Source organism: Limosilactobacillus sp., assembly GCF_051873075.1.
Lineage (GTDB): Bacteria > Bacillota > Bacilli > Lactobacillales > Lactobacillaceae > Limosilactobacillus.
This window is the reverse complement of record NZ_JBJEEM010000074.1, coordinates 1-26,242: the sequence shown is the minus strand read 5'-3', so window position 1 is coordinate 26,242 and position 26,242 is coordinate 1. Positions and strand designations below refer to the sequence as shown.

Below are 26,242 nucleotides of genomic sequence, written 5' to 3'. Positions count from 1 at the left end.
TAATAAGCGAAAACCGCTGTCGAAATGACAGCGGTTTTTCAATCAGCAAGTTACTTCTTGCTGCTGCTCTTCTTGTCTTCAGCAGCCAGCTTAGCACCAAGGTCCTTGATGTATTCACGTAACTCGTCCTTAACTTGTGGGTGGTTCAGACCGTATTCAATGTTGGTCTTGACCCAGCCAAACTTGTTACCAACGTCGTAACGGTCGCCCTTGTATTCGCGAGCGAAGACCCGTTGCGTCTGGTTCAGCGTATCGATCGCATCGGTCAGCTGAATTTCGTTACCCTTGCCTGGCTTCGTCTTGGCCAGAACGTCAAAGATTTCTGGGGTGAAGACGTAACGACCGATGATTGCCAAATCGCTTGGCGCATCCTTTGGCGCTGGCTTTTCAACAAAGCTCGTTACGTTGTAGAGGCCTGGCGTAACCTCCTTGCTTGGGTTGATAACCCCGTACTTAGCAGTATCTTCATGTGGAACCCGCATTACAGCCAAGGTTGAGGCACCAGTCTGCTGGTAACTCTCGATCAGTTGCTTGGTCAGCGGCTCACCATTATTGTTGATGTTGTTCAAGTCATCACCGAGCATAACAACAAATGGTTCATCACCGATAAAGTCACGGGCCGTCAAGACCGCGTCACCCAGTCCACGTGGGTGTGATTGCCGGATGAAGTAGATGTTGATGTCAGTGGTGTCTTCCACCAGCTTCAGCATTTCGTCCTTATGCTTGGAACGCAGGTTGTCTTCCAATTCTGGGTTGGAGTCAAAGTGGTCTTCAATGGAGCGCTTGTTCTTACCATCAACCACGACGATATCTTCGATTCCAGACTTCCGCGCTTCCTCAACGATGAATTGAATCGTTGGCTTATCAACAATTGGCAACATTTCCTTAGCTAATGCCTTAGTGGCTGGCAGGAATCGGGTCCCCAAGCCGGCAGCCGGAATTATTGCCTTTCTAACACGTTTCATAACTACAAAATCCTTTCCATAACTTCAATTTCTCTCAAAGTTACCCAATCGTATTTTACCATACTTATTCCATTTCGGACGTTAGATCTCGACTCATCAGTTGAGAAATCGCGGTTTTGATGTCCTCCCCCTCATACAGGACCCGGTATAAGGCATCGGTAATCGGCATCTTAACCTGACGCTTCTTGCTGAGCTCGTAGGCTGCCTTAGTGGTGTAAACCCCTTCGATCACCATCCCCATGTTATTGATGACGTCGTCGAGCTTTTGCCCCTGGCCGAGCTGATAACCGGCCCGCCAGTTCCGTGAGTTCTTACTCGTCGCCGTAACGACCAGGTCACCGACCCCGGACAGGCCGATGAAGGTCATCGGGTTGGCGCCAAAGGCCACGCCCAGCCGCCGAATCTCGGCTAATCCACGGGTGATCAGGGCTGCCCGGGCGTTGTCATGGTAGCCTAACCCCTGCAGGGCACCGGCACCGATGGCAATGATGTTTTTCAAGGCCGCTCCGAATTCAGCCCCAATTACATCATCGTTGGTGTAAACCCGGAAGTAGTCGTTGCTGAAGAGCTGCTGAACTTTCTCGGCATCTGCCAGGTTAGCACAGGCCGCCGTGACCGCCGTCATGTCCTTGATCGCCACGGATTCCGCGTGGCTCGGACCAGAGAGAACCACAACGTCGCGCCGGTATTTCGGCTCGATCTCTTCCTTAATCATTTCGGAAGGCCGCTTGTAGGTATTCTGTTCCAGTCCCTTCGTAGCATGCACGATCAGGGAAGTCTGGTTGAGGTCGGCCAGCACCTCATTGAGCTTGCCGGCAACCTGCCGAATCCCCTTGGTCGGGATCACGATCAAGATCACATCGGCCCCCTTCACCGCGGCCTTCATATCGGTCGTGGCGTGAAGCTTGCTTGAGTAGGTGAAGTCCTTCATGTAGGCCGGGTTAACGTGGTCATTGTTCAGCTGGTCCACCTGGTCCTGGTCCCGCGACCATAACTCTACCTCGTGACCGTTGTCGACCAACAGGTTAGCCAGGACACTGCCCCAGGAACCGGCACCCAATACTGCTACTTTTTCCGTCATGATTATCTCTCCTCTAATTGAAATTTACTCTGATTGCAGATACCAGGGAACGTTCCCCCGGTGACGACGCACCAGCAAAACAACCAGTGCACCGCTGAAGAACACCAGCGACAACAACTGCGACACCCGAATCACGGAACCGATCATCAGGCTATCCGTCCGCATCCCCTCAATGAAGAAGCGGCCAAACGAATACCACATCACGTAGGCCAAGAAGACCTCGCCCCGCCGAAAAAGGTGGTGCCGATGCCGTAGACTTATCAACAGGACAAAACCTAACAGGTCCCAGAGCGACTCGTACAAAAAGGTTGGGACCCGGTACTGACCACCGATGTCCATCTGGTTGACGATCCAATGGGGAATGTGCTGGGCCAGCAAGGCCGCGCGGGTGGTAACCACGCCAAAGGCCTCCTGGTTCATGAAGTTCCCCCAGCGGCCGATCCCCTGGGCAAGGATGACGGTCGGGGCGATCACGTCGAGCATTGTCCACATCGACAGACGGCGGGCCCGGCAGAACAGGTACAGGACGATGAAGCCCCCGATGATGGCCCCATAGATGGCGATCCCACCGTCCCAGATGGCAATGATCTCTGCTGGATGGACCGCGTAGTAGGGCCACTGAAAGACGACGTAGTAGATCCGGGCACAGATGATGGCGATCGGCAAAGCCCAGAGCAGGTAGTCGTAGAAATAATCCTCGGCGATTCCCTGACGCCGTCCCTCGCGTACCGCTAACCAGAGGGCCAGGACCACCCCGGTCGCGATGATGACCCCGTACCAGTGAACGGTGAAGGGACCGAACTGCAGGGCAATCGGGTTCAGCGCCGCCGTAATTGTTGCTGCCATTACTGCTGTTCCTTCTTCTTAGTGTCCCGCGCGGAGTTGGCCTTGATCAGCTTGTTCAAGTTGCGGTCAAAGGTTTCCGTGGCGTCATAGCCCATCGTCTCGGCCCGGTAGTTCATCGCCGCGGATTCGATGATGATCGCCAGGTTCCGCCCGATCTTGACTGGGATCGAAACCTTCGGAATGATAACTCCCTGAATGGTCTGGGTATCACCCCGGTCGCCCAGCCGGTCAAACTTAGCATCCGGCGTCCACGTCTCCAGGTGCACGATCAGGTCAATCTTGTCGTTTGGCATGACGGCCCCGGTTCCGTACAGGGTCGCAACGTCAATGATCCCGATCCCCCGAATCTCCATCAGGTGCTCCAGGATTGCCGGTGCGCTCCCGATCAGGGTCTGTTCATCACGGGCATAGACCTCGACCCGGTCATCGGCAACTAAACGGTGCCCCCGCCGAACCAGTTCCAGGGCCGTCTCACTCTTGCCGACCCCCGAATCACCGGTGATCAGGACTCCGACCCCGTTGATGTCAACTTGAACCCCATGCAGGGACTTCCGCGGTGCCAGCCGGCCCAGCAAGAATGAAGTCATGTTACTAAGAATCTGCGAGGAAGTCAGGTGCGTTCCCAGAATCGGGATGCGGGCTTCCTTGGCAGCAACCTTCAATTCCGCCGGGATCGGCAGGTTAGTCGAGATGACGAAGCACGGCGTCTGCGGCGTACACATCTTCGTCATGTACTTCACCATCTTTTCGTGGGTCAGGTCCTTGGCAAATGAGGTTTCCGTGATCCCCAAAAGCTGGATCCGCAGAGCTGGATAGTGCTTGAAGTAGCCGGCGAATTCAAGGGCCGGCCGTGAAATATCACTGGTGGTAATTGGCCGGTCAAGGTAGTCCTCGCCCTGGAGGACCTTCAACCGGACCTTTTCAACTAATTCCTTAACCGTAACGCTGTTTGTTGGCACAACCATCCACTCCTTTTCAATAACTATTTTCCTGATGATCAGTAATCACGGTGTTGCAGATCGACATGATGATCGCAATCAGCATTGCACTCCAAAACGATGAGAAGTGAAAGAAAGCAGAACCAACAAATAGTGATGTCAGCTCAAGCATTAACCCATTGACCACGACACTGAAAAGCCCCAACGTCAAAATATTAATCGGCAGCGACAGGATCACTAAAATCGGCTTAATTAAAACGTTTATGATCGCTAACACTAGACTGGCCAAAAGTGCCATCCACGCACTGCTGATGTAAAACATCCCCGTACCGGCAAATAACCCGGCCAGAGCAATGAATAAGATCGTATCAATCAATACTTTTTTCCAAAATCCCATTATGAGCGTTCATTCCTTTTTATGTCCTTTTCTTCCACGTCAGTCAGCTGCCGACGCGAGCGGGAACGATCCTCATGCGTCGCCTGCCTGCCGAGGTCATTCAGCGTATGCAGCATCCCTAGAATCCCTGGATTGGCGGGATCCGGCGGCATGATGATCATCAAGATCAAATAGATAATCACGCCGGGCACGATCGCCGTCATGACGGTCAAGATAACGTAGATGATCCGCAGGAGGTTTGCGGAAATATGGAAATACTTACCCAAGCCCCCGAATACTCCGCCGATGATCCGGTCCGAAGCAGACCTGGTCAGGCGGCGGTGACGACTTTCACGCATGCACACCACACTCCTTTTTAGTTAATATTACTTGCTTTCAACGGTAACCGCAATCACCTTTATTGCGGATTCTTTTGACTGAGTTTCCACTGCAGGTAAGCATTAATGAATGGGTCAAGGTCACCGTCCATTACGGCCTGACCATTGTGGGTTTCATACCCGCTCCGGTTATCCTTGACCAGGGTGTAAGGGTGGAAGACATAGGACCGAATCTGGGACCCCCAACCGATGTCCAGTTGTTCACCCTCGATTTCGGCCCGCTGCTTAGCCTTCTTTTCCTCTTCCAATTCGTAGAGCTTGGACTTCAGCATGTTCATCGCCGTGACCCGGTTCTGCAGTTGAGAACGTTCGGCCTGTGAAGAGGTGACGATCCCGGTTGGAATGTGAGTAATCCGGACCGCGGATTCGGTCTTGTTGATGTGCTGACCACCCGCCCCGCTGGAACGGAAAGTGTCAACCCGCAGGTCAGACGGATCGATGTCGATGTGGACACTCTCGTCTAGTTCAGGCATGACATCCACCGAGGCAAAGGAAGTGTGCCGGCGGCCGGCCGCATCAAATGGCGAAATCCGGACCAGGCGGTGAACCCCCTTCTCGCTGCGCAGGTAGCCAAAGGCGTTGTGCCCCTTGATCAGCAGGGTTACGCTCTTGATCCCGGCCGCATCGCCAGCCTCGTAGTTGGCCGTCTCGACGTCAAAGCCATGCTGCTCACCCCAGCGGACATACATCCGCAATAGCATTTCGCCCCAGTCCTGGGCTTCAGTGCCCCCGGCGCCCGGGTGAATTTCCAGGATCGCGTTCTTGGCATCATACTCACCGTCGAGCAGCTGGGTGAGCCGGTACTGGTCCAGGGCCTTCTTGGTCGCTGCAAAGGAATCATCCAGTTCCTTTTGCAGGTCCGGGTCGGGCCCCATCGCCAGCAGCTCGATCGTCGTTTCCAGGTTGGCGATCTGGTCGCGGAGCTGGACGAAGGTGTCCCGCTTCTCCTTTAATTCGTTGTTATCGTTGATGACCTGCTGCGCCGCCTCATTATCATTCCAAAAGTCCGGCTGAGCCATCTCCTGCTCGTTTTCCGCAATGCTTTCGTCTAACGCATCGAGGTCAAAGAGACCTCCCGAAGCGGGCAACTTCTTGTTGCATTGCTTCTACTTGTTTCTTGGCTTCACTTAATTCCACAATGTTACCTCCATTTATACAAAGATACGGCAGCGGTACCGTGATGGGTTACCTTACTGCCGTACCTTACAAAAATCAGTAGCGATTATTTAATTCGATAGCTTAACGGGTCACGTTCTGCCGAATCTCGGACTTCATGAAGAGCCGCGTCGTCTCGTACTCAATGTCGGCGATCATCTGCTCAAACATGTGGTAGCCGGCAGTCTGGTATTCAACCAGCGGGTTCAATTGACCGTAACCACGCAGGCCGACTGACTGCCGGAACTGATCCATCACGTCAATGTGGTCGGTCCAGTGGGAGTCAACCACCCGCAGGAGAACGACCTTCTCAAATTCCAGCATCTGAGCGGGATCATAGAGCTGACGTTGCTTGTCCTTGTAAACTCCCTTGGCAAAGCTCATCAGGTAGTCCACAATCTCGTCCTTGCTCTTTCCCTTGAGGTCCTCAACCTTGACGGTGTCTGGCTTGACAAGTACTTCTTCAGCAAAGTCAACGATCCCCTTCAGATCCCAATCCTTCTTGTCGCCAAGGGTATGTTGTTCCACTTCTCGTTGGATCGTCCGCTTGAAGATTGGCATCAAGACCCACTTCAGCGACTTGTCTTCGGTAATGATCTGTTGCCGTTCCTTGTAGATGATCTCACGCTGTTCACGCATCACGTCATCGTACTGCAGGACGTTCTTCCGCGAGTCGTAGTTGTTCCCTTCAACCCGCTTCTGAGCAGACTCCACCTGCCGGGTCAGGAAACGACTCTTGATTACCGCGTCGTCGTCATCGACCTTCATCCGTTGCAGGAAGTTCTTGATCCGGTCACCACCGAACCGCTTCATCAGGTCATCCTCTAGGGACAGGTAGAATTGGGACAGACCCGGATCACCCTGTCGGCCAGACCGGCCCCGGAGCTGGTTATCAATTCGCCGCGACTCGTGCCGTTCGGTCCCGATCACGGCCAGACCGCCGAGTTCCCGGACACCAGGGCCGAGCTTGATATCGGTCCCCCGGCCGGCCATGTTGGTGGCAATCGTCACGGCTCCTTTTTGGCCGGCGTTCTTGATGATGTCGGCTTCCTTAGCGTGGTTCTTAGCATTCAAGACCACGTGCGGAATGTGTTCCTGATCCAAGAGGTGGGACAGGTATTCAGATGTTTCAACCGCAACGGTCCCGACCAGGATTGGCTGGCCCTTTTCGTGCAGCTTCTTGATCCGCTTAACAACGGCCGCGAACTTGCTCTTTAAGGTTGGGTAGAGCAGGTCCGGCTCATCCTTACGAATAACCGGCTTGTTGGTTGGGATCGTGATGGTCTCCATGTTATAGATTTCCCGGAATTCTTCCTGTTCGGTCTTCGCCGTCCCAGTCATCCCGGCCAGCTTATTGTACATCCGGAAAAGGTTCTGGTAAGTGATGTTGGCCATCGTCTTGTTTTCTTCCTGAATCTCGACGCCTTCCTTGGCTTCAATCGCCTGGTGCAGGCCATCGGAGAACCGCCGACCCTGCATCACCCGTCCGGTAAAGGAGTCAACGATCAAGACTTCCCCGTCGGAAACCACGTAGTCCTTATCAAGGTGCATGATGTAATTGGCCCGCAGCGCCTGGTCCAGGTGGTGAGTCAACGGTGTGTTTTCAGGGTCGTAGAGGTTCTTTAAGTTAAAGTACTTCTCGGCCTTTTGGATTCCGGCATCGGTCAGGGAAACGGTCTTCGATTCCAGGTCAACCTTATAGTCAACCTCGTTCTTCAATTGCTTAACGAACCGGTCCGTCTGCTTGTAGAGCTTAGAAGTCCCCGTCCCAGGGCCGGAAATGATCAGTGGCGTCCGCGCTTCATCGATTAAGATGGAGTCCACCTCATCGACTAAGGCGTAGTTTAATCCCCGCTGAACCTGGTCTTCCTTATAAACTGCCATGTTGTCACGCAGGTAGTCAAAACCGATCTCACTGTTGGTTGAGTACATGATATCGGCCTTGTAGGCTTCCCGCTTTTGTTCCGGGCTCATCTCAGAGTTGTTAATACCGACACTGCAGCCCAGCCAGTTGTAGAGCTGGCCCATCTCGGTGGCATCACGCTTGGAGAGGTATTCGTTAACCGTGATAACATGAACACCCTTCCCCGAAATAGCGTTTAAGTAAACCGGCATCGTCGCCGTCAACGTCTTCCCTTCACCAGTCTTCATCTCGGCGATGTTACCTTCGTGGAGCACAATCCCCCCCATGACCTGAACATGGAATGGGTAGAGTCCGAGGACCCGCTTAGCACCCTCACGAGCAACGGCAAAGGCCTCTGGCAACATCTTATCCAAAGACTCGCCCTTTTGATAGCGCTGGCGAAATTCCGGCGTTTTTGCCTGCAACTGCTCATCGGTCATTGCAGCCATCGTCTTCGCATAACTGTCAACTTTGTCCGCGATTTTGTTAATCCGCCGCAATTCACGGCGATCGCTTTCAATCCATTTTTTTAAAATGTTGGCCATAAAAGCGTCCTTCCTAATTTACTAGCTCGAGCTAAAATCCATTAAAAAGTGCTACTCAAGCCAATTATATTATTTTATTCTAACTTAGATATTCTAACACGTTCATCAGGCTTTGAAAACCAACAGGCTTGGGCAATGAGCCATCAAAAAAGGACTATCGCAACTAACCCTGCCATAGTCCTCGTAATTATTAGTTATCAGTTATTATTCGGCTTCAATCAGGCCGTAGCGACCATCGTGCCGACGGTAAACGATGCTCGTCCCGTTGGTTTCAGCGTCTTGGAAGATGAAGAAATCATGGCCCAGCATGTCCATCTGCAGAACCGCTTCTTCAGGATCCATCGGCTTCAATGCGACCTGCTTCGTCCGTACGATCTTTAAATCTTCGGTACTTGCTGAGTCGTCATCGCTTGGCACGAATTCAACGTTCTTGAAGCCCTTTTCACGAGACTTCCGGTTGATCTTGGTCTTGTACTTCCGAATTTGACGTTCAAGTTTATCGGTTACCAAGTCAACACTACCATACATGTCGTTTGAGGTTTCTTCAGCCCGCAATGTTAAGTATGGGAGCGGGATGGTTACTTCGACCTTGTAAGTCCGGTTTGGGTAAACCTTCAAGTTCACGTGGGCGGTAGCTTCAACACTGTCCTCGAAGAACTTTTGAAGCTTGTTGATCCGCTTTACTACATAGTCACGGATTGAATCAGTGACTTCGACATTTTCACCACGAATATTGAACTTTAACATCAAACATCTCTCCTTTCAGTCCAAGCATATGCTTGATCTGATATCAGAAGGACCACTCTTCTCATATCCTATTTCTATTATAGTTTAGTTCTGATCAATAAACAAACCGTTTTCATTAACCTTTAAAAATCTTTAACGTGCCAAGGAGAGACTTACTAGCTCACGGCAATGCGCCGCTTTTAAAAGAACGGCGGCGTGATAGAGGGTCCGACCCGTCGTATAGATATCATCTACCAGCAAGATTCGGCGGTCACGCACAGCAGCAGGATCAGTCAGGACAAACGGCTGGGGAGTCTTCAGCCGCTGCTGACGCGTCTTGTGCGACTGGGCCACCTTGTCGGCCGCCCGGTGACTAAGGAGCGGGGTGGTCGCAAGGTCGCCGAGAAGACCCTGCACCTGGTTGAAGCCCCGGGTCGCCATCGTCGTCGCAGTGACCGGAACCGGCACCACCAGGTCAGGGTGCAACTGGCGAACACGCCGCTGAAATTCGGCGCCAAAGACCTGACGCAGGCGGTAGTCCCCGGCAAACTTATACCGTTGCATGTACGCCTTCATGGCATCGTTATAGCGATAAAGGGCTTGGTGGCGGAGGTGCCAGCCATATTGTTTCTTCCAGGAGGCACAGTCATTGCACAGGCGGGAATCGCGCTGCGGCCGGCCGCAACCGGGACAGGAATGCTCCGGGTCGATCGGTGCAAAACCGGCGCGACATTGTTCGCAAACGGGGGCCTGCTCAACGGGACATAGCATCAGCAGGTCGCGCAGGGTCAAGCGAACCGGGATGGGCGCGTTGCAGAGCAGGCAGTTCACCGTTTCAATGCCTGGCCCTTGCGATTCATGAAATCTACCTGCCGGACCGCCGCCCGGACCCGCCGGCACTGCCCGGCGATCCAAAAGCAGACTATCCCGGTCGGTCGAGCTATATTCCGGCCGGCCCGTCCCGCAATCTGGACCAGGGCAGAGGACGAAAATACCGGATCGTCAGCCCCTAGGACAAACACGTCGATCCCCGGGAAAGTCACCCCCCGCTCCAGGATGGTGGTGGTCACCAAGAAGTCGTACTTGCCATCCCGCATCCCCTGGACCTTCGCCAACCGGTCAGGATCAGCCGCGTGAACCGTTACAAACGGGTGTTGGGATAATTCCTTTTTAAGAGCGGCCGCCACCGGCGCGAGGTCTGCCACGTGGGGTACGAAGAGCAGAAAACAGTAGTGGGCATCCAGGGTACGGCGCAATTGGCTGAGCAGACTTGCCGGCAGGCGCCCGCGTCGCACACCCCGCCGCCACGTCGGCGCTAGCCGCAGGTGAATCCGCGGCAGCAAGTGGCCATGGTATCTGAGCGGCAGGTAGCTCACGGCTAGCTTGCCACGCTTAACCTGCCGCAGGAGGGCCGGACCCGGGGTAGCCGTCAAATATAGACAACCACCCGCTTCTTTCACTGCCTGCTGACTGGCAAAGAGCAGGGCATCATTGGCGGCAAAGGGAAAGGCATCTACTTCATCGATGATCAGGTTATCGAAGGCATGATAAAAGCGCAACAACTGGTGCGTGGTGCAGACCGTCAGCTGGGCATAGCGGTAGGGCAGCTCTTGGTGGCCATGCAGCAAGACCAGTGACGTATTTTGAAAGGCGGCCTTTAGGCGTGGATACAGCTCCAGGCAGACATCTACCCGGGGCGAGGCCACCGCCAGCCGTTCGCCCCGCCCCAAGGCATGGGCGATCCCTTTAAACATCATCTCTGTCTTCCCGGCTCCGGTTACCGCCCACAGCAATTGATGACGATGGGCCTTCATCCCCGCGTCTACCTCGGCGGACGCTGCCGCTTGCAGGGGTGACAGCTGTCCCGTCCAGGTAAGGACCGGCTGGACGATGGTGAATTGATTTGGTTCCGGAACATGATAAAATTTATTTAACGTCGCGACCCGCCCCAAGTTGATGCAGCGGGGGCAATAGAATTCCCCATTCGGCAAGGCCGCAATCCGGCGGGGGGTCTCCTGACCACAACGCAGGCAGCGAATATTCTGCCCGTGCTGAATCATCGTCGGCAGTTCCTCAATCGGGGCCGGCGTTTTGGCGGATTGCCATTCGGGCTGGTCAACCAGGACCCGCCGACCATAATACTCGCTTAATTTCATTATCATCCCTCCTACCCAATAAGTACGGAAATTCCAGCAAAAGATACGAAGGAAGTTTTTAAATGTCAGAACCATTCATTACCATTGCCAAAAACACCAGCTTCGAGATGGTCATCAAGAAGTCCCGGTTCATCTGCTCGATCGACCGGGTCGAAACGGAAGAAGCCGCCCAGGACTTCATCGCCCAGGTGCAAGCCGCCAACCGCAAGGCCAACCACAATTGTTTTGCCTACATGGTCGGCGATAATGACCAGGTCCAACGGGAAAGCGACAACGGCGAACCAAGCGGTACGGCCGGGGTGCCAATCCTGGAGTCACTTCAGCTGGCTAAACTTCATAACGTGGTCGCCGTGGTCACCCGGTACTTCGGCGGGATCAAACTCGGTGCCGGCGGCCTGATCCGGGCATACAGCAACGTCACTACCAACGCCATCCACCAAGCCGGGCTGGTCCAGCGAGTTATCCAAACCGCTGTCGACATCACCGTCAGCTACGCCCAGCACGACAAACTCTTGTACTTCCTCAAGGAACAGCAGGTCGAAGTCGCCAACGAAAAATACGGGGTAGACGTGACTGTCACCATCTTCGTCGACCAGGCGAAAAGCGATGACCTGATTGGCCTGCTCACCAACCGGTTTAACGGCCAGCTCCAAATAAAAAAGGGCCAGCCCCGCAATCACGAGGTGCCCTATCAGCCAGCCTAAGCAAGGATGACTTCCGCAATATCCAAAATGATAATCAAGGTCGTAATGCCGACCAGCCAGCCCAGGATCACGCGCGCATGGTGATCGTGGGCTTTTAATTTGTCCCAATTGAAGCCGCAATACGCTGCCACCATCAACAGGCACCCGATGATCCCGTAGATCCCCGAGTGAAAGCCGCGGTTGTCGATCGAATAGCTGGCAGCAAAGAAGAGGCCCAATGCAAATAGCAGGCCATACAGTAGTTGTTTCTTTTCCATGGATATACTCCTTAGTAAAAACGGTGCCCCGCCAAGTTGGCTGAGCACCGTTTGTTTTCTATTCATGCAGGTGGTAGTTGTAACTAGCCACGATGATGTTCTCACGTGAGTTTAGCACTGCCCGCAGGCGAACACTGGTCTGGTTATGCAGGGCCAGTTGCCAAGGGTGCTTAGGGATAAACTGCGGAACCAGCACGGTGGTTGAGTAGTTCCGCGCCTCCGCCCGCTTGGCGATTACGTCCACGAAACGCAGGGTTGGTTTGGCAATCGACCGGTAGGAGGAGTGGATATCAACGAAGCGGACATCTGGATACTCCGCCTTAAACTCGTTGGCCGTCTTGTGTTCCTTGCCAGGGTTTTCATCAAATGACACGTGCATCGCAATGACATAGTCCCCGATGGACCGAGCATAGTTGATGGCCCCCCGGGTAACCCGGGTCACATTCCCAACCAGGACAATGACGGTAGAACCGTCGTAGTCGTGAAGCTGGACCTTGGTCTTCTCTGCCACCCGCAGTTGCGCTGCCACCTTAACATAGTGGGAGTGGACCGCGTGGAACATGAAGAGTAAGAGCGGCATAATGATCAGGTATGGCCAAACATTGCCGAAGTGTTGCCAGAAGAGGCAAACGACCAGGATAAAGGAAATCAGGGCCCCAACAAAGTTAATGAAGGCCTTGCCGAGCCACCAGCCTTGGCGTTCCCGGAACCAGTGAATAATCATCCCGGATTGGGAAAGCGTGAATGGCACAAACACCCCGACCGCGTACAATGGGATCAGCATGTTGGTCTGTCCATGGAAGATTAAAATTAGGATAATGGCACCAACCGCCAGGGAAATGATCCCGTTGGAATATCCCAAGCGGTCCCCACGGTCCATGAAGGCATGGGGCATGTACTTATCCTTGGCCATGTTGAAGGCCAGGATTGGGAAGGCCGAGAACCCGGTATTAGCGGCAACCGCCAGGATCATCGCCGTCGACAGCTGGAACAGGTAGAAGCCGATCCCGTGGCCGCCAAAGATCTGGACTGCCATCTGAGAGATGACCGTTGTCCGAGTGTTTGGAACCACCCCGAGGTAGAAGCTGAAGAAGATGATAGCAATGAAGAAGAAGGCCAAGATAGCACTCATGATGGCCAGCGTTGTTGCCGCGTTCTTCTCCTTCGGCTTATTGAAGTTTGGAACCGCGTTACTTACGGCTTCGACCCCGGTCAGTGATGATGAACCAGCCGAGAAGGCCCGAACAAGCAGGACAAGCGACATCCCCTCCACGGGAGTCCCGTAGTCAGCAACCGCGTGGTAATGGATCTGTCCGGTAAGGATGTTGTATCCCCCCCAGATGATCATGATCATCGTCATAATCACGAAGAAGTAGACCGGCACGGTCAGGAAGTTGGCACTCTCGCTCATCCCCCGCAGATTCATGAACATGATCAGCAGGACGATAATGATTGAGATCGGTATCGAGTAGTGATACAGGGCCGGGATAGCGGAAGTGATCGCCTCAGTCCCAGAGGTGGTAGAAACCGCCACGGTCAGCATGTAATCGACCAGGAGCGACCCCCCGGCAAACAGGCCCCCGTTGCTCCCCCAGTTGCGAGTGGCAACCACGTAGGCACCCCCACCACTCGGGTAAGCATGAATAATCTGTTGGTATGATAGCGTGATCGCCAGCAGTAAGATCAAAACAATTGCTGCGATCGGGATTGAGTACCAGATTGCCGCAGCCGACAGACTGACCAGCACAGTTGTGATCTGTTCTGGACCGTAGGCTACTGACGAAATGGCATCTGACGACAGCATCGCCAGGGCTTTAAACTTTGTTAAGTGGGTTTGCCCTTCATCAAGGGTCTTTAACGGTTTTCCAATTAACACGCGTTTAAGATAACGCCACATGTCTCTCCCTCCCAATGTTTTTAATTGGGGCCGGTATGAATTGGCTCCATTAATTTAATTATCAAGTTATTTTAGATAACTTGATAATATTATAATTTATTGACGTTGTTTGCAACAAGCATTTCGGAACTTTTTTCGTTGATTAAGACATTTTGTTCTTAGAGTTTAACCCGCTGGTTGACCTCCTCAGCCCCCGGATCGATTTCAGCCAAATGACTGTGGGTTCCCCACCAGTAGAAGAACAAGGAACAGGCAATGATAACCACAAAGTCCCACGGGTACTTGATCCAGTTTTGGCCACCGAAGCCCTCACTGCCTACGTAAGACATGATCGAGATGAAGACCAGGTAGCACAACAGCCAGGCACTGCTCTTCAGCTGTGGGCCCCAAGCGGTGTGGTGGTAGCGGATCTCGTAATAGAGGTAGATTGGCAGCCCAATGGCGATCACCAGGATCACTTGGATAGTCGTCGGCCACATCGTCCAGTAGATTGCCAGGCTCGCCAGGACGAAGGCAACCGGCGCCAGCCAGGACATATACCCCGGCGCAAACGGCCGCTTAAGATCAGGCCGCATCTTGCGCAGGGCAATCACGGTCACCGGACCGGTCAGGTAGGCGATCAGGGTCGAACCAGTAATGACGGTTGCCAATAGGCTCCAGTTCCGGAAGGTATTCACTAAGATGACTGCCAGAATAAAGTCGGTCACCATGGCAAAGCGCGGAATCATGTACCGCCGGGCCAAACGACCCAGCCACTGCGGCAGGTGTTTGGTGTGGGTCATTGCCGCCAAGGCCCGAGAAGCCGTGGCCACAAACGCCACCCCGGTCCCGAATGGCGACACGAAGGCATCCATGTAGAGCAGGATCGCCAGCCAGTTCATCCCAAGCAGGATGGCAATGTCCGCAAAGGGTGAGGTGAAGTTGATCCCGTGCCAGCCATTCTTGGCCAGCATTGCCGGATCAATCGCTCCGATGAACGCCACCTGGAGCATAATGTAAATCACAGCGGTAATGATCATGGAGATCAAGACCCCCCGGACAATGTTTTTGTGCGGGTTGACCATTTCTCCACCCATGTTGATGATCGTCTGAAAGGCATCGTAGGACATGATGATCCCCGAAACCGCAGCGGCCTCAAAGATCGACCGGCTTCCGTACGGCATAAAGGTGCCAACACTATGGCCGAAGTTGGCCGGGTGGAAGCCGCTGATGATCAGCATCAGGATCGTCAGCGTTGGCAAGGCAATTTTGAAGACCGAGATCAGGTTGGTGAACCGGGTCATCAGCTTAACGGACCAGAAGTTGATCAGCGTAAAGGCCAGCATAAAGAGGACAACCACCCACATTCCGTTGCTCGTGATGTTGCCGTCTTTCATGAAGTGATGGGTCCAATTAGCCCAGGACCATGGCCAGGAACTCATGTACTGGACCGAGGCCACTGCCTCCATCGGGACCAGGGTGATCAAGGAGATCCAGTTGGCCCAGGCGGCAATGAAGCCGAGCAGCTGGCCATGGCTATATTGGGCATACCGGCTCATCCCCCCGCTTTCGGGAAACATCGCCCCCAATTCAACATAGGTCAGGGCAATGCTGATAATGATCACGGCCCCGAGGATCCAGGAAATAATGGCGGCTGGCCCGGCCACCTTCGCGGCGGTCCCGGCACCAAACAGCCAGCCAGAACCAATCAAGGAATTCAGGGCCAGCATGATCCCCGAGAATAGGCTTATCTTCTGTATTTTTAGTTTTTCCATCTTTACTCCCCTCTGCCAAGGTTATTTTAAGTAATGCATGATCTACTTTACCACAAAGCGGCCAGCAGGCGGGAGTAAACAACCAGTTGGAAAATGATATTTCCCGGGAAATACTAAAAATAGCCATGAGGAAGGTTTTCCCTCATAGCTATTTTTACTTTAATAATATCTCAGTGATTGAGTCGGCAGATTACATCATGCCGCCCATGCCGGCGCCGCCTTGTGGAGCAGCAGGGGCATTGTTCTTGCTGTCATCTGGCTTGTCAGCAACCACTGCTTCAGTGGTGAGCAGTAATGCAGAGACAGAAGCAGCGTTTTGCAGAGCGGAACGGGTAACCTTGGTTGGGTCAACAATTCCGGCTTCAACCATGTCTTCGAACTTGCCATCAGCAGCGTTGTAACCGATGCCTGGCTTTTCGTTCTTCAATTGGTTAATGATGACGGAGCCTTCCACACCAGCGTTTTCGGCAATTTGACGAACAGGTGCTTCCAGAGCAGCCTTAACAATGTTAACACCAGTAGCCTCGTCACCAGTTGCTTCGATCTTGTCTAAGGCAGGCAGAACGTTAACCAGTGCCGTACCACCACCAGGAACGAATCCTTCTTGAACAGCGGCCCGGGTAGCGTTCAGGGCATCTTCGATCCGGTACTTCTTTTCCTTCATTTCAGTTTCGGTAGCAGCACCGACCCGAACAACGGCAACACCGCCAGAAAGCTTTGCCAGACGTTCTTGGAGCTTCTCCTTGTCGAAGTCAGAAGTTGCCTTGGAGATAGCTTGCTTGATTTGGTCAACCCGTTCAGCGATAGCTTCCTTGGCACCGGCACCGTCAACGATCGTAGTGGCGTCCTTAGTAACCGTTACCTTGTTGGCTTGACCGAGTTGTTCAACAGTAGCATCCTTCAAGTTCATGCCAAGGTCGTCGGAGATTACCGTACCACCAGTCAATACAGCGATGTCTTGGAGTTGAGCCTTACGACGGTCACCGAAGCCTGGGGCCTTAACAGCAACCACGTTGAAGGTACCACGGATCTTGTTCAAAACAAGGGTTGGCAGAGCTTCACCGGTAATGTCATCGGCAATGATCAAGAGGGCCCGGCCTTCCTGAACAACACTTTGCAGCAATGGCAGAATGTCTTGGATGTTGCTGATCTTCTTGTCAGTGATCAGGATGTATGGGTTGTCGAGGTCGGCTTCCATCTTGTCGTTGTCAGTTACCATGTATTGTGACATGTAACCACGGTCGAAGCTCATCCCTTCAACAACGTCAACGCTGGTGTCAACACCACGAGAGTCTTCCAGGGTAATTACCCCATCGTTGCCAACCTTTTCCATTGCGTCGGCAATCAGCTTACCAACTTCCTTGTTATCAGCAGAAATAGAAGCAATCTGGGCGATGTCATCCTTGGTCTTAACGTCGTGTGACATCTTCTTCAATTCTTCGACAGCAGCCCGGGTTGCCTTGTCGATCCCACGACGGATACCAACTGGGTTAGCACCGGCAGTAACGTTCTTCATCCCAGCGTTAACAATTGCTTGGGTCAAAACAGTGGCAGTCGTAGTACCGTCACCGGCAATGTCATTGGTCTTGGAAGCAACTTCAGAAACCAGCTTAGCACCCATGTTTTCGAAGTGGTTTTCCAATTCAATGCTCTTGGCAATCGTAACACCATCGTTAGTGATGGTTGGGTTACCGTAGCTTTGTTCAAGGACAACGTTGCGACCCTTAGGACCCATCGTCGTCTTAACAGTGTTAGCTAATTTGTCAACACCACGGAGCATTTCGTTCCGTGCATCTTCAGAAAACTTAATTTCCTTTGCCATTTATTGTCACCTCATTAAATGAAAGTAATGATTTTTAACGTTTAATTTCTTAAATTGATTGAGCTTAGTCGATTACTGCAACTAAGTCCTTTTCGTGGACAACCAGGTACTTTTCACCGTTGTATTCCACTTCGTTGCCGGCGTACTTGTCAAAGAGTACCCGGTCGCCTTCCTTAACAGCTGGAGTAAGCTTTTGTCCGTTGTCTAAGGTCCGTCCTTCACCAACAGCAATAACCTTTCCAGTAGTTGGCTTTTCCTTTACGTTGGAAGCAAGGACAATCCCACCAACCGTCTTTTCTTCTTCAGTTTCAGCCTTAAGAACAACGCGATCTCCTAATGGTTTTAACACGTTAATCCCTCCATCTTGTTAAAAATTAGTTTGTTATTTTAGCACTCAATGTCTTCAAGTGCTAACCACATTTATTACTATAACATCTTTTGACTGAATTGCAACAAAAAACTTTGACCAACTTTGACTATTTTCAATTCTTCTATATTTAAAATACGAAAACGAGCCAGGAAGGCATGCGTCTTTCTAGCTCGTTAACTATTACTTATTCTCTTCTGAGTAGTTCTTAATGAAGTAGATCAAGGTCTGCAGTTCGTTCGTCAAGTCGATGTTTTGGACCTGAACGTCCTTTGGCACGGACAGGCGGACTGGGGTAAAGTTCAAGATCCCCTTCACACCGGCCTCCACCAGCTGGTCAGTTACCTTCTGGGCCTTCGTACCCGGCACCGTCAAGATGACCACGTCGATCTGCTGTTCTCGGAGCTGGGTCGTCATCTCTTCAGCTGGATAAATCGGAATCCCGCTCTTGATCGTGTTGGCAAACTCCGGCTTAGTGTCGAAGGCGGCACTGATCCGCAGGTTAGTATCCTGGTGGAAGTTGTAGTTCAACAGGGCACTCCCCAGGCTCCCGACCCCGACGAGGGCCACGCTGACCAGGGAGTCCTGGTGCAAGATTCCCTTGAAGAACTTCAGCAGGTTAGCGACATCGTAACCGTAACCCCGCTTCCCTAATTCGCCGAAGTAAGAGAAGTCCCGCCGGATGGTTGCGGAATCGACCTGGACTGCTTCGGACAACTCAGTCGACGAAACCCGCTGCTTGTTGGCGCTCAGCAGCACCGTTAAGTAACGATAGTAAATCGGTAACCGCCGGGCCGTGGCTCGCGGAATCTTTTTGTTAGACATACATATTCCTCCTAGTAGTACTTTAACATTGCTTATTTCAACGCTCACGCTTATGGTTGAGCAAATAATTAATTTCAAATTTTCAATGCTTGTGAAATTCATATTACAATATATTCTAGCAACTTTCCCTCTTTTTGTGAACCAATATACAATAAAAATCCATCTTTTTATAATTTAACTAAAATCTGCTAAAATGTAAATTGATTTAACAACTAATATTAATGAGGTTTCGTTTATGATACTTTTACAAACCAATGACGTCATGCGCCGCTTTGGGGCCGACGTCTTATTTCACAATATCAATTTACAAGTTCAGGACCACGGACGAACGGCCCTCGTCGGTCGCAACGGAGCCGGCAAGACGACCCTGTTGAAGATGATCGCCGGCATCACCCAGCCCGATGAGGGAACCATCAGCAAGGTCAAGGACCTGACCATCGGCTACCTGGCCCAGGACCAGGGGCTCGACAGCCAAAACAACATCTGGGCGGAGCTTGACCTGGTCTTTGCCCCCCTCCATGAGATGGAGCATGAGATTCACCAGCTTGAAGATCAGCTCGGCAGCTTGGATCCAAGCAGCGACCAGTACCAGCAGGTTCTCAATAAGTATGACCGGCTCCAAGGGGAATATAAGAAGCAAGGCGGCTTTGAGTACGAATCCCGAATGCGGGGAATCCTGCACGGCTTCGGCTTTGGTGAAGAATACTACGACACCCCGGTCGATGCTCTCTCCGGTGGGCAGAAGACTAAGCTGGCCCTTGCTAAGATTCTTCTTCAAGAGCCCAACCTGCTGATCCTGGACGAACCGACCAACCACCTCGACATGAACGTCCTGGCCTGGCTGGAAGACTACCTCAAGAGCTACCGGGGGGCTCTGCTCGTTGTTTCCCACGACCGGTACTTCCTCGACCACGTCGTCAAGGATGTCTACGACCTCGATAACCGGACCCTCACCCACTACACTGGCAACTATACCGAATTTGTCACCCACAAGCAGGAACGGCTCAAGGCTGAGTGGAAGCACTACGACCAACAGCAGAAGAAGATCGCCAAACTGGAAGACTTTGTCAACCGCAACATTGTCCGGGCATCGACCACCAAGCGAGCACAGGCCCGGCGTAAGCAGTTGGAAAAGATGGACCGCCTGGAACGGCCCGAGACCGACGATCGTTCGATCCACTTCCAATTCCACAGTGAGAAGGACAGCGGGACCGAAGTACTCGACGTGGAGAATGCTAAGGTCGGCTATGATGAACAGGTCCTGGCCGGCCCCCTCAGCTTCACCGTCCGCAAGCCACAACGGATTGGGATCATCGGACCAAACGGGATTGGCAAGTCCACCCTGCTGAAGTCCCTGCTCCACCAGATCCCCCTGGTCAGCGGCACCGTCAAGTTTGGGGCCAACCTCGACATCGGTTACTACGACCAGGAGCAGCAACAGCTCCACCCCGAAAAGACCGTCCTCGATGAAGTGTGGGACGATCATCCCGAGGTTCCCGAAAAGGACATCCGTTCCCTACTCGGCAGCTTCCTCTTCGTCGGCGATGACGTCTACAAACCCGTTCACGACCTTTCTGGTGGTGAGAAGGCCCGTCTGGAGCTGACTAAGCTTTCTTTCAAACCGATCAACTTCTTGATTTTGGATGAACCGACCAACCACCTCGACATCGACAGTCGGGAGGTTCTAGAAAACGCCATTAACGAGTTCACGGGAACCGTCCTCTTCGTTTCCCACGACCGGTACTTCATCAACCAGGTAGCCACCGACGTCCTCGACATGCATAAGGACGGAATCACCCATTACGAAGGGAACTACGACGACTTCCTTGCCGAACAGGCCAAACAAAAGGCCGCAGCTCCGGCCAAAGACACCGTTCAGCAAGCAACTGCTTCCACCGGCAAGCAATCCTACCAGCAGAGCAAGGAACAGCAAAAAGCTCGGCGCAAGCTCCAACGCCAAGTCGATAAGCTCGAACAGGAGATGAGTGAACTGGAAACGCAGCAGACCCAGCTCCAAGAAAAAATGAGCCAGCCGGAGATCGCCACTGACATCGGCAAACTCACCGACCTGCAAAAGGAACTCGACGCTACCAAGGATCAGGCGGAAGAAGTTGAACTGGCCTGGACCGAGGCAGCCGAGAAGCTGGAGGAGTTTGACCAGCAGAACTAGGCTTGACAAACAATTCGCGGTGAAGTTACACTAAGGATATGGTCATAGTAGGTTAGTTCAGAGAGCGGGGTCACCGTCTGCAAGCCCCGCCGCAAGACCGAATCCAAGCCAGCTAATTAAACAGCTAAATATTAATTATAAAAAAGAGTAAAGCACGTCTTTAAACGAGAATGGTAACGCCGTAACGGGTGTCTCGATTAAAGGCGTGCTTTTTGTTTAAGGAGGGACTTATTATGGCAGTAAAAAAACAGCGAATTGTCGTCAAGGTCGGTACCAGCAGTCTGATCCTCCCCAACGGTCAAACCAACTTGCACGCGATCGACGGGTTGGCATTCACCCTGGCCACCCTTAACCACCAGGGATACGAGATGATCCTGGTTTCATCCGGGGCCATGGGGGTCGGTCTGGCCAGTTTAGGCTTGAAGAAGCGGCCGGCTGAGATCGCCAAGCAACAGGCTCTGGCCGCGATCGGGCAAACGGAACTGATGCGAATCTACTCACAACGCTTCCTCGACTACCAGACTAAGGTGGGGCAGCTCCTCTTGACCCGCGATGTCTTGCATTTTCCAGTCAGTCGGCAGCACGTCCTCAACACGATTACGACCCTGTTGGCGGATGGAGTGGTACCGATCATCAACGAAAACGACCCCGTTTCCGTCGACGAATTGGACCACCACACCACCTTCAGTGACAACGACGAACTCTCCGCCTTAGTCGCCACCCGGATCCACGCTGACTTGCTCGTGGTCCTCTCCGACATCGATGCCTTCTACGATAAGGACCCCCACAAGTTCCCCGACGCCCAGCCAATTCACCGGGTTGCCGAAATCACCCCTGAACTGGCGGCCGCTGCCAGCGGTTCCAGCACCCGCTTTGGTACTGGAGGAATGGTCACCAAGCTCCACGCCGCCACCACGGTGATGAAGGCCAACCAGAAAATGGTCCTCTGCAATGGTGCCGACCCCAAGATCATCTTCAAAGTCGTCAACGGTGAAGAAGTCGGTACCCAGTTTGGTAAGTAACCCATAAAGGAGGAATAACTATGAACGAAGCATTAATTAAAATCGGTCAACGGGCCCAAGCCGCCGCTGACCAAGTCGCCCTACTAGATACGGCCACTAAGAATCAGGCACTGCTTGCCATGGCGGACGCCTTAGAAGCCCACCAGGAAGACATCATCACTGCTAATCAAGCCGACCTTGACCGCGCCGTGGACATGCCTAAGAAGTTCACCGACCGACTGATGGTCAACCCGCAGCGGATCGAAGACATGGCCAGTGGTCTGCGTGCCATCGCCCGCTTGGCCGACCCCACGGCCCGGATCGATCGGGGCTGGATCAACGCTGATGGGCTCCAGATCCTGCAACGCCGGGTCCCACTGGGGGTTATCGGGATCATCTTCGAGGCCCGGCCAAACGTCACCGTCGACGCGACCGGCCTGACCTTTAAGAGCGGCAACGCGGTGATCCTACGGGGCGGTAAGGAAGCACTCCGGACGAACACCGCCCTCGCCAATATCTTACGGGCCGCACTGGAAAAGCAGGGGCTTCCACAAGACGCCGTTCAGCTGAGCGAAGACACCAGCCATGAACTCGCCCAAGAGATGATGAATCTCACGGACTACATCGACGTCCTCATCCCCCGAGGTGGCCGCGGCCTGATCCAACGGGTCGTTAAGACTGCGACCGTGCCGGTAATTGAGACCGGGGCCGGCAATTGTCACGTTTACATCGACCGGGACGCTGATCTCCAGATGGCTACCGACATCACGGTCAACGCCAAGGTGCAGCGGCCGTCCGTTTGCAACGCGGCTGAAAAGCTCCTGATTCACCAAGACGTGGCTGAGAAGGACCTTCCCGCCATTGCCCAGGCTCTGATCGACCATGGCGTTCAACTGCGCGGGGATGAACGGGCCCGGGCCATCGTTCCCCAGATGCAGGCCGCAACGGCAGAAGATTGGGACACCGAATACAATGACCTGATCATGGCAGTCAAAGTGGTTGACTCGCTCGACGACGCCATCCGCCACATCAACCGCCACAGCACCCACCACTCTGAAGTAATCGTCACCGACAGTATCGAGCGTGGCCGGGCCTTCCAGCAACGAATCAACTCCGCCTGCGTCTACGTCAACGCCTCAACCCGGTTCACCGATGGCGGGGTCTTCGGCTTCGGGGCCGAGATTGGAATCAGTACCCAAAAGTTGCACGCGCGCGGACCAATGGGCCTTGACCAGCTGACGACGATCAAGTACGAGATCACCGGCAACGGTCAGGTGCGGCACTAGAATTTTGTTAAGGAGGAAATCAAAATGAAGATTACAGTTGTCGGCGTCGGTAGCATGGGCGGCGCCATCGTTAAGGGACTTGTTAATAGCGGAATCGATGAAGTTAGCGGCCTCAACCCGACGAATCCCCGGGTCACGAAGCTGGCGGACCAGCTCGGTTTCAAATTGTTCAACACGGCCAGTGAGGTCATCGAATACCAGCCAGACGTGGTAATCTTGACCACCCCGGCCAACATCACCGTGGCGGTTGCCAAGGAACTCACCGGTCTCCAACCGGACACGACCATCATCTCGGCCGCCGCTGGAGTGCGGCAAGCAGAACTCAAGAACGTCCTGCCTGCTAACCCCGTAGCGACGATGATTCCAAACACCCCCGTGGCGGTCAACGCCGGAACCATCGGCCTGGCCCTGCCCGCTGAAGCAGCGGCCGACACCCGCACGACGATCACACATGTTCTCAACCAGCTTGGCGACGTCATCATGGTCGGTGAAGATCAGCTTGACATCGTCGGCGTGGTCGGCGGTTGCGGTCCCGCCTTCGTTGACGTCTTCATGGACGCCATGAGCGACGCGGCGGTCAAACACGGTCTCGACCGGCAGACCGCCTACCAGCTGATCGCCAGCATGGTCAAAGGAACTGGGACCCTCGCGTACGATACCGAAAAGAGTCCGGCCGCCCTTCGTGACGAAGTAACCTCCCCGGCCGGCACGACCATCAAGGGCGTCGAAGCCTTGGAGAAGCATGGCTTCCGCTTCGGCGTGATCGATGCGGTCAACAAGGCAAACGGCGAGAAGTAATCATCATTATCCCCAAAAGAAAAAGGCGCTGCGCGAAATTCACAGATTTCGCACAACGCCTTTTTCATCCCCGCAGCCAACTTTATTTCCCTTCCCTGGTTGCCTCCGCCAGGTGGACCAGGTTGGTAACAAACGCATGGGTCTTGGCTTCGTAATGATATTTCCGACCCAATTTAACAAAGTAACCATTGATGTAATCGACTTCAACGGGCCGATTATGACTCATATCCTGGTACATCGACGGATAGTGGTGAGGATTCCCGACCTTAGAGACATAATCGACACTCGCCAGTTCTTCCGCCCGTGTATTGACCAGCTGGACACCGGCCCGTTCACACACATCATAGGCTTCGTCGATCAGTTGACGGGAAAGTTCATCCGCCTTGGCAAAGTTAGCGTATTCGCCCATCGTGATTTCAAACATTGTACACAGGGTGTTTACCACCGAATTAAAGACGACCTTGGCCATCAGGGTCCCCATGAAATTATCCTTCAGTGACGGGTTAAAATTGGCCTTCTTTAGTTCGGCCATCAATTCCGTGGTCTTGGCATCGGAGTGTTCCGTGTAGTTTGCCCAGTTGGTGGTTCCCACGCCCGGCTTACCAACGAACTCGACCTCGCCGGGTCCGGTCAAAATAGTGGCAACCAGTGCGGTCCCGGCCACCAGCTTCTCCTTTGGGAAATACTTCAATAGCTTTTCAACGTGCCCCATCCCGTTCATCGCGGTCAGGGCATATTGGTCCTTGAAGAAGTGCTGGCACCGCTGCAGCATATCATCCAGCTGCATTTGTTTCAATTCAAAAAACACGAAGTCGGCGTCCGTCGCCGTATATTCTTCTGGGGTATAAACGTTCACCGGAACCAGGTGTCTGTTTTGGTGTTCCCGGGTAACGTAGACACCACCCTGTTCTTTCATCTTGTCATAGTGTGGTTGCCAGCCTTCAACGAAATCCACTTCATTCCCGGCTTCCTGCAATAATACACCAAAGCGGAGCCCCATTGCCCCAGCACCAACGATTGTAAACTTCATAATAACGCCACTCCTTATTTGTTAAAGATTTAATGACTATAAAAAAACGTCCCCAGGTTAATTGCTCAACCTAAGGACGCTTCTGCGTGTTACCACCTTTGTTCGCCAGTAATTCACACCACTGACCTCAAATGTTCAATACTCCTGCACTAAACACGGCAGCTGTAATGGGCTGCTCCCACCGCGGATTACTATCTTTCATCCTGGCACTCAAAGTGATTTTCACCGTTGGTAAATCATCCCCTCACACCAGCCGGGAACTCTCTGGTCATTTGCCAATCGCTACTCTTCTTTTCAACGTGTTTTATAATCATCATTTAATTGTATTTTAATTTACTTCACAGGCTAGAATTTGTCAACAGTCTTTTTCAACGCCTTCGAAAAGTTATTTTCATCCCGTTGATACAATATTGCGACTGCTATTCCGTTTTACTTTTAAAATGAGTTTTCTCTAATATCATGGCAAATCACTTATTCGTGCCATAACCATTTCTTTATCAAATTAAACTTTTCCTTACCACCGTATCCATAATTCCCATGATATAATTTAGCTAGCAAGAAAACGGATACAAGATTATTAAGGAGAAGGAAGATGAGAAGAAAAAATCACCGCCGCCGTTGGTCATGGTGGCTAATCGGTGCTTTAGCCGTTCTGGCACTGGTCTTAGGAACATGGGGAATCATGCGGCCCGGCACGAGTAAGGACACTGCCGAACCTCAAACCGCCACATCCAAGAAAGTGAAAAAGAAAGCGGCGGATAAAAAGGAATCCAAGAGTGCTGACCAGGCAGAAAAAGCTACGGACGCCAACAATTCACCAGCCACAAAGGAGCAGGAACCAAGCAGTGCCACTTCCCCGGCTACTGGCAGTAATAGTTCAGGTTCCACCACCACCGCTCCTGGCCAAGGGACCACAACCAGTGGCCAAGATAATTCATCTACCGATGACGAACTATCCTACGATGATCCTTTAAGCACCGCCGCGGGGACCGAAGTTGGGGCGGAATTGAATAACCTGGTCGCCGAGCTCAACAAGCTGGCTAGTCAGTACACGGAGTTCCAGGACGCGGACGCCTTCAACAGCGGGCTTAATAATATCCAGGCCCGCAACAACCAGTTGCTGACCCAGTCAACCACTTGGGCGAACCAAAACCTGGCAACCAAGATCAACGGCACCATCGAACGGATGCGGGCCGATCCGGAAAATGCCCAGTATATTGTTAACCACATCTGGCACTAATA

Annotated in this window: 24 protein-coding genes and 1 other annotated feature; of the genes, 6 read left to right on the top strand and 18 right to left on the bottom strand. The window is 53.0% G+C overall.

All coding sequences use genetic code 11. The features are described 5' to 3' along the window. Nucleotides 1-50: 50 nt before the first annotated feature. The 11 genes from galU to ACI31J_RS07520 form a co-directional block, all read right to left on the bottom strand. Complete coding sequence (gene galU, locus ACI31J_RS07570; protein ID WP_439773815.1) at nucleotides 51-965, bottom strand: UTP--glucose-1-phosphate uridylyltransferase GalU; 915 nt, start codon at nucleotides 963-965, stop codon at nucleotides 51-53. A gap of 64 nt (nucleotides 966-1,029) precedes the next feature. Further along, nucleotides 1,030-2,046 (bottom strand): NAD(P)H-dependent glycerol-3-phosphate dehydrogenase, encoded by a 1,017-nt coding sequence (locus tag ACI31J_RS07565; RefSeq protein ID WP_439773814.1) that lies wholly within the window; start codon nucleotides 2,044-2,046, stop codon nucleotides 1,030-1,032. Between the two features lie 24 nt (nucleotides 2,047-2,070). After that, complete coding sequence (gene lgt / locus ACI31J_RS07560) at nucleotides 2,071-2,892, bottom strand: prolipoprotein diacylglyceryl transferase (protein ID WP_439773813.1); 822 nt, start codon at nucleotides 2,890-2,892, stop codon at nucleotides 2,071-2,073. Then, nucleotides 2,892-3,857 carry an HPr(Ser) kinase/phosphatase gene (gene hprK, locus ACI31J_RS07555; protein ID WP_439773812.1) on the bottom strand — a complete coding sequence of 322 codons (966 nt, stop codon included), beginning with the start codon at nucleotides 3,855-3,857 and terminating at the stop codon, nucleotides 2,892-2,894. The genes lgt and hprK overlap by 1 nt, the downstream gene beginning before the upstream one ends. Nucleotides 3,858-3,867: 10 nt before the next feature. Further along, nucleotides 3,868-4,227 carry a phage holin family protein gene (locus ACI31J_RS07550; RefSeq protein WP_439773811.1) on the bottom strand — a complete coding sequence of 120 codons (360 nt, stop codon included), beginning with the start codon at nucleotides 4,225-4,227 and terminating at the stop codon, nucleotides 3,868-3,870. Then, on the bottom strand, nucleotides 4,227-4,565 hold the full coding sequence (locus ACI31J_RS07545) for a PspC domain-containing protein (protein ID WP_439773810.1): 339 nt from the start codon (nucleotides 4,563-4,565) through the stop codon (nucleotides 4,227-4,229). The genes ACI31J_RS07550 and ACI31J_RS07545 overlap by 1 nt, the downstream gene beginning before the upstream one ends. Before the next feature lie 59 nt (nucleotides 4,566-4,624). Continuing rightward, nucleotides 4,625-5,741 (bottom strand): peptide chain release factor 2 gene (gene prfB, locus ACI31J_RS07540; protein ID WP_439773809.1). Its coding sequence is split into 2 segments (ribosomal slippage): nucleotides 4,625-5,668 and nucleotides 5,670-5,741, totalling 1,116 coding nucleotides; the frame shifts between segments, so codons are not numbered across the junction. Nucleotides 5,742-5,843: 102 nt separating this feature from the next. Further along, complete coding sequence (secA, locus tag ACI31J_RS07535) at nucleotides 5,844-8,207, bottom strand: preprotein translocase subunit SecA (protein ID WP_439773808.1); 2,364 nt, start codon at nucleotides 8,205-8,207, stop codon at nucleotides 5,844-5,846. Nucleotides 8,208-8,411: 204 nt separating this feature from the next. Beyond that, nucleotides 8,412-8,954: a ribosome hibernation-promoting factor, HPF/YfiA family gene (hpf, locus tag ACI31J_RS07530; RefSeq protein ID WP_439773807.1), complete on the bottom strand. Its 543-nt coding sequence runs from the start codon at nucleotides 8,952-8,954 to the stop codon at nucleotides 8,412-8,414. Between the two features lie 132 nt (nucleotides 8,955-9,086). Beyond that, nucleotides 9,087-9,764, bottom strand: coding sequence for a ComF family protein (locus tag ACI31J_RS07525; RefSeq protein WP_439773806.1), 678 nt, complete (start codon nucleotides 9,762-9,764; stop codon nucleotides 9,087-9,089). Beyond that, a complete protein-coding gene (locus tag ACI31J_RS07520; RefSeq protein ID WP_439773805.1) occupies nucleotides 9,761-11,089 on the bottom strand; it encodes a DEAD/DEAH box helicase in 1,329 nt (442 codons plus the stop codon). The genes ACI31J_RS07525 and ACI31J_RS07520 overlap by 4 nt, the downstream gene beginning before the upstream one ends. 62 nt (nucleotides 11,090-11,151) lie before the next feature. Here ACI31J_RS07520 and ACI31J_RS07515 point away from each other — a divergent pair, with 62 nt between their 5' ends. Beyond that, a complete protein-coding gene (locus tag ACI31J_RS07515; protein ID WP_439773804.1) occupies nucleotides 11,152-11,793 on the top strand; it encodes a YigZ family protein in 642 nt (213 codons plus the stop codon). Here ACI31J_RS07515 and ACI31J_RS07510 read toward each other — a convergent pair. The 6 genes from ACI31J_RS07510 to ACI31J_RS07485 form a co-directional block, all read right to left on the bottom strand. Continuing rightward, nucleotides 11,790-12,050, bottom strand: coding sequence for a hypothetical protein (locus ACI31J_RS07510; protein WP_439773803.1), 261 nt, complete (start codon nucleotides 12,048-12,050; stop codon nucleotides 11,790-11,792). The two genes, ACI31J_RS07515 and ACI31J_RS07510, sit on opposite strands and share 4 nt — an antisense overlap. Nucleotides 12,051-12,108: 58 nt before the next feature. Then, nucleotides 12,109-13,947 carry an APC family permease gene (locus ACI31J_RS07505; RefSeq protein ID WP_439773802.1) on the bottom strand — a complete coding sequence of 613 codons (1,839 nt, stop codon included), beginning with the start codon at nucleotides 13,945-13,947 and terminating at the stop codon, nucleotides 12,109-12,111. 158 nt (nucleotides 13,948-14,105) lie between these two features. Then, nucleotides 14,106-15,701 (bottom strand): APC family permease, encoded by a 1,596-nt coding sequence (locus ACI31J_RS07500; protein WP_439773801.1) that lies wholly within the window; start codon nucleotides 15,699-15,701, stop codon nucleotides 14,106-14,108. 190 nt (nucleotides 15,702-15,891) lie between these two features. Next, a complete protein-coding gene (gene groL / locus ACI31J_RS07495) occupies nucleotides 15,892-17,523 on the bottom strand; it encodes a chaperonin GroEL (RefSeq protein WP_439773800.1) in 1,632 nt (543 codons plus the stop codon). A 64-nt stretch (nucleotides 17,524-17,587) separates the two neighbouring features. Then, complete coding sequence (gene groES, locus ACI31J_RS07490; RefSeq protein ID WP_265891344.1) at nucleotides 17,588-17,872, bottom strand: co-chaperone GroES; 285 nt, start codon at nucleotides 17,870-17,872, stop codon at nucleotides 17,588-17,590. Nucleotides 17,873-18,073: 201 nt separating this feature from the next. Further along, entirely contained in the window at nucleotides 18,074-18,715 is a 642-nt protein-coding gene (locus ACI31J_RS07485; RefSeq protein ID WP_439773799.1) for a redox-sensing transcriptional repressor Rex, read from the bottom strand. A gap of 235 nt (nucleotides 18,716-18,950) precedes the next feature. Here ACI31J_RS07485 and ACI31J_RS07480 point away from each other — a divergent pair, with 235 nt between their 5' ends. From ACI31J_RS07480 to proC, 4 genes are all read left to right on the top strand, one after another. Further along, nucleotides 18,951-20,885 (top strand): ABC-F family ATP-binding cassette domain-containing protein, encoded by a 1,935-nt coding sequence (locus tag ACI31J_RS07480; RefSeq protein ID WP_439773798.1) that lies wholly within the window; start codon nucleotides 18,951-18,953, stop codon nucleotides 20,883-20,885. 233 nt (nucleotides 20,886-21,118) lie between these two features. Next, a complete protein-coding gene (gene proB / locus ACI31J_RS07475; RefSeq protein WP_439773797.1) occupies nucleotides 21,119-21,907 on the top strand; it encodes a glutamate 5-kinase in 789 nt (262 codons plus the stop codon). 20 nt (nucleotides 21,908-21,927) lie between these two features. Next, nucleotides 21,928-23,172 (top strand): glutamate-5-semialdehyde dehydrogenase, encoded by a 1,245-nt coding sequence (locus ACI31J_RS07470; protein ID WP_439773796.1) that lies wholly within the window; start codon nucleotides 21,928-21,930, stop codon nucleotides 23,170-23,172. 24 nt (nucleotides 23,173-23,196) lie between these two features. Beyond that, on the top strand, nucleotides 23,197-23,970 hold the full coding sequence (gene proC, locus ACI31J_RS07465) for a pyrroline-5-carboxylate reductase (protein WP_439773795.1): 774 nt from the start codon (nucleotides 23,197-23,199) through the stop codon (nucleotides 23,968-23,970). Between the two features lie 82 nt (nucleotides 23,971-24,052). Here the strand turns inward: proC and ACI31J_RS07460 are convergent, their stop codons facing one another. Next, entirely contained in the window at nucleotides 24,053-25,000 is a 948-nt protein-coding gene (locus ACI31J_RS07460; RefSeq protein WP_439773794.1) for a ketopantoate reductase family protein, read from the bottom strand. A 69-nt stretch (nucleotides 25,001-25,069) separates the two neighbouring features. Beyond that, nucleotides 25,070-25,307 (bottom strand) — a binding site (T-box leader). Nucleotides 25,308-25,592: 285 nt separating this feature from the next. Between ACI31J_RS07460 and ACI31J_RS07455 the strand changes: the two genes are divergently transcribed. After that, entirely contained in the window at nucleotides 25,593-26,240 is a 648-nt protein-coding gene (locus ACI31J_RS07455) for a hypothetical protein (RefSeq protein ID WP_439773793.1), read from the top strand. Nucleotides 26,241-26,242 lie beyond the last annotated feature (2 nt).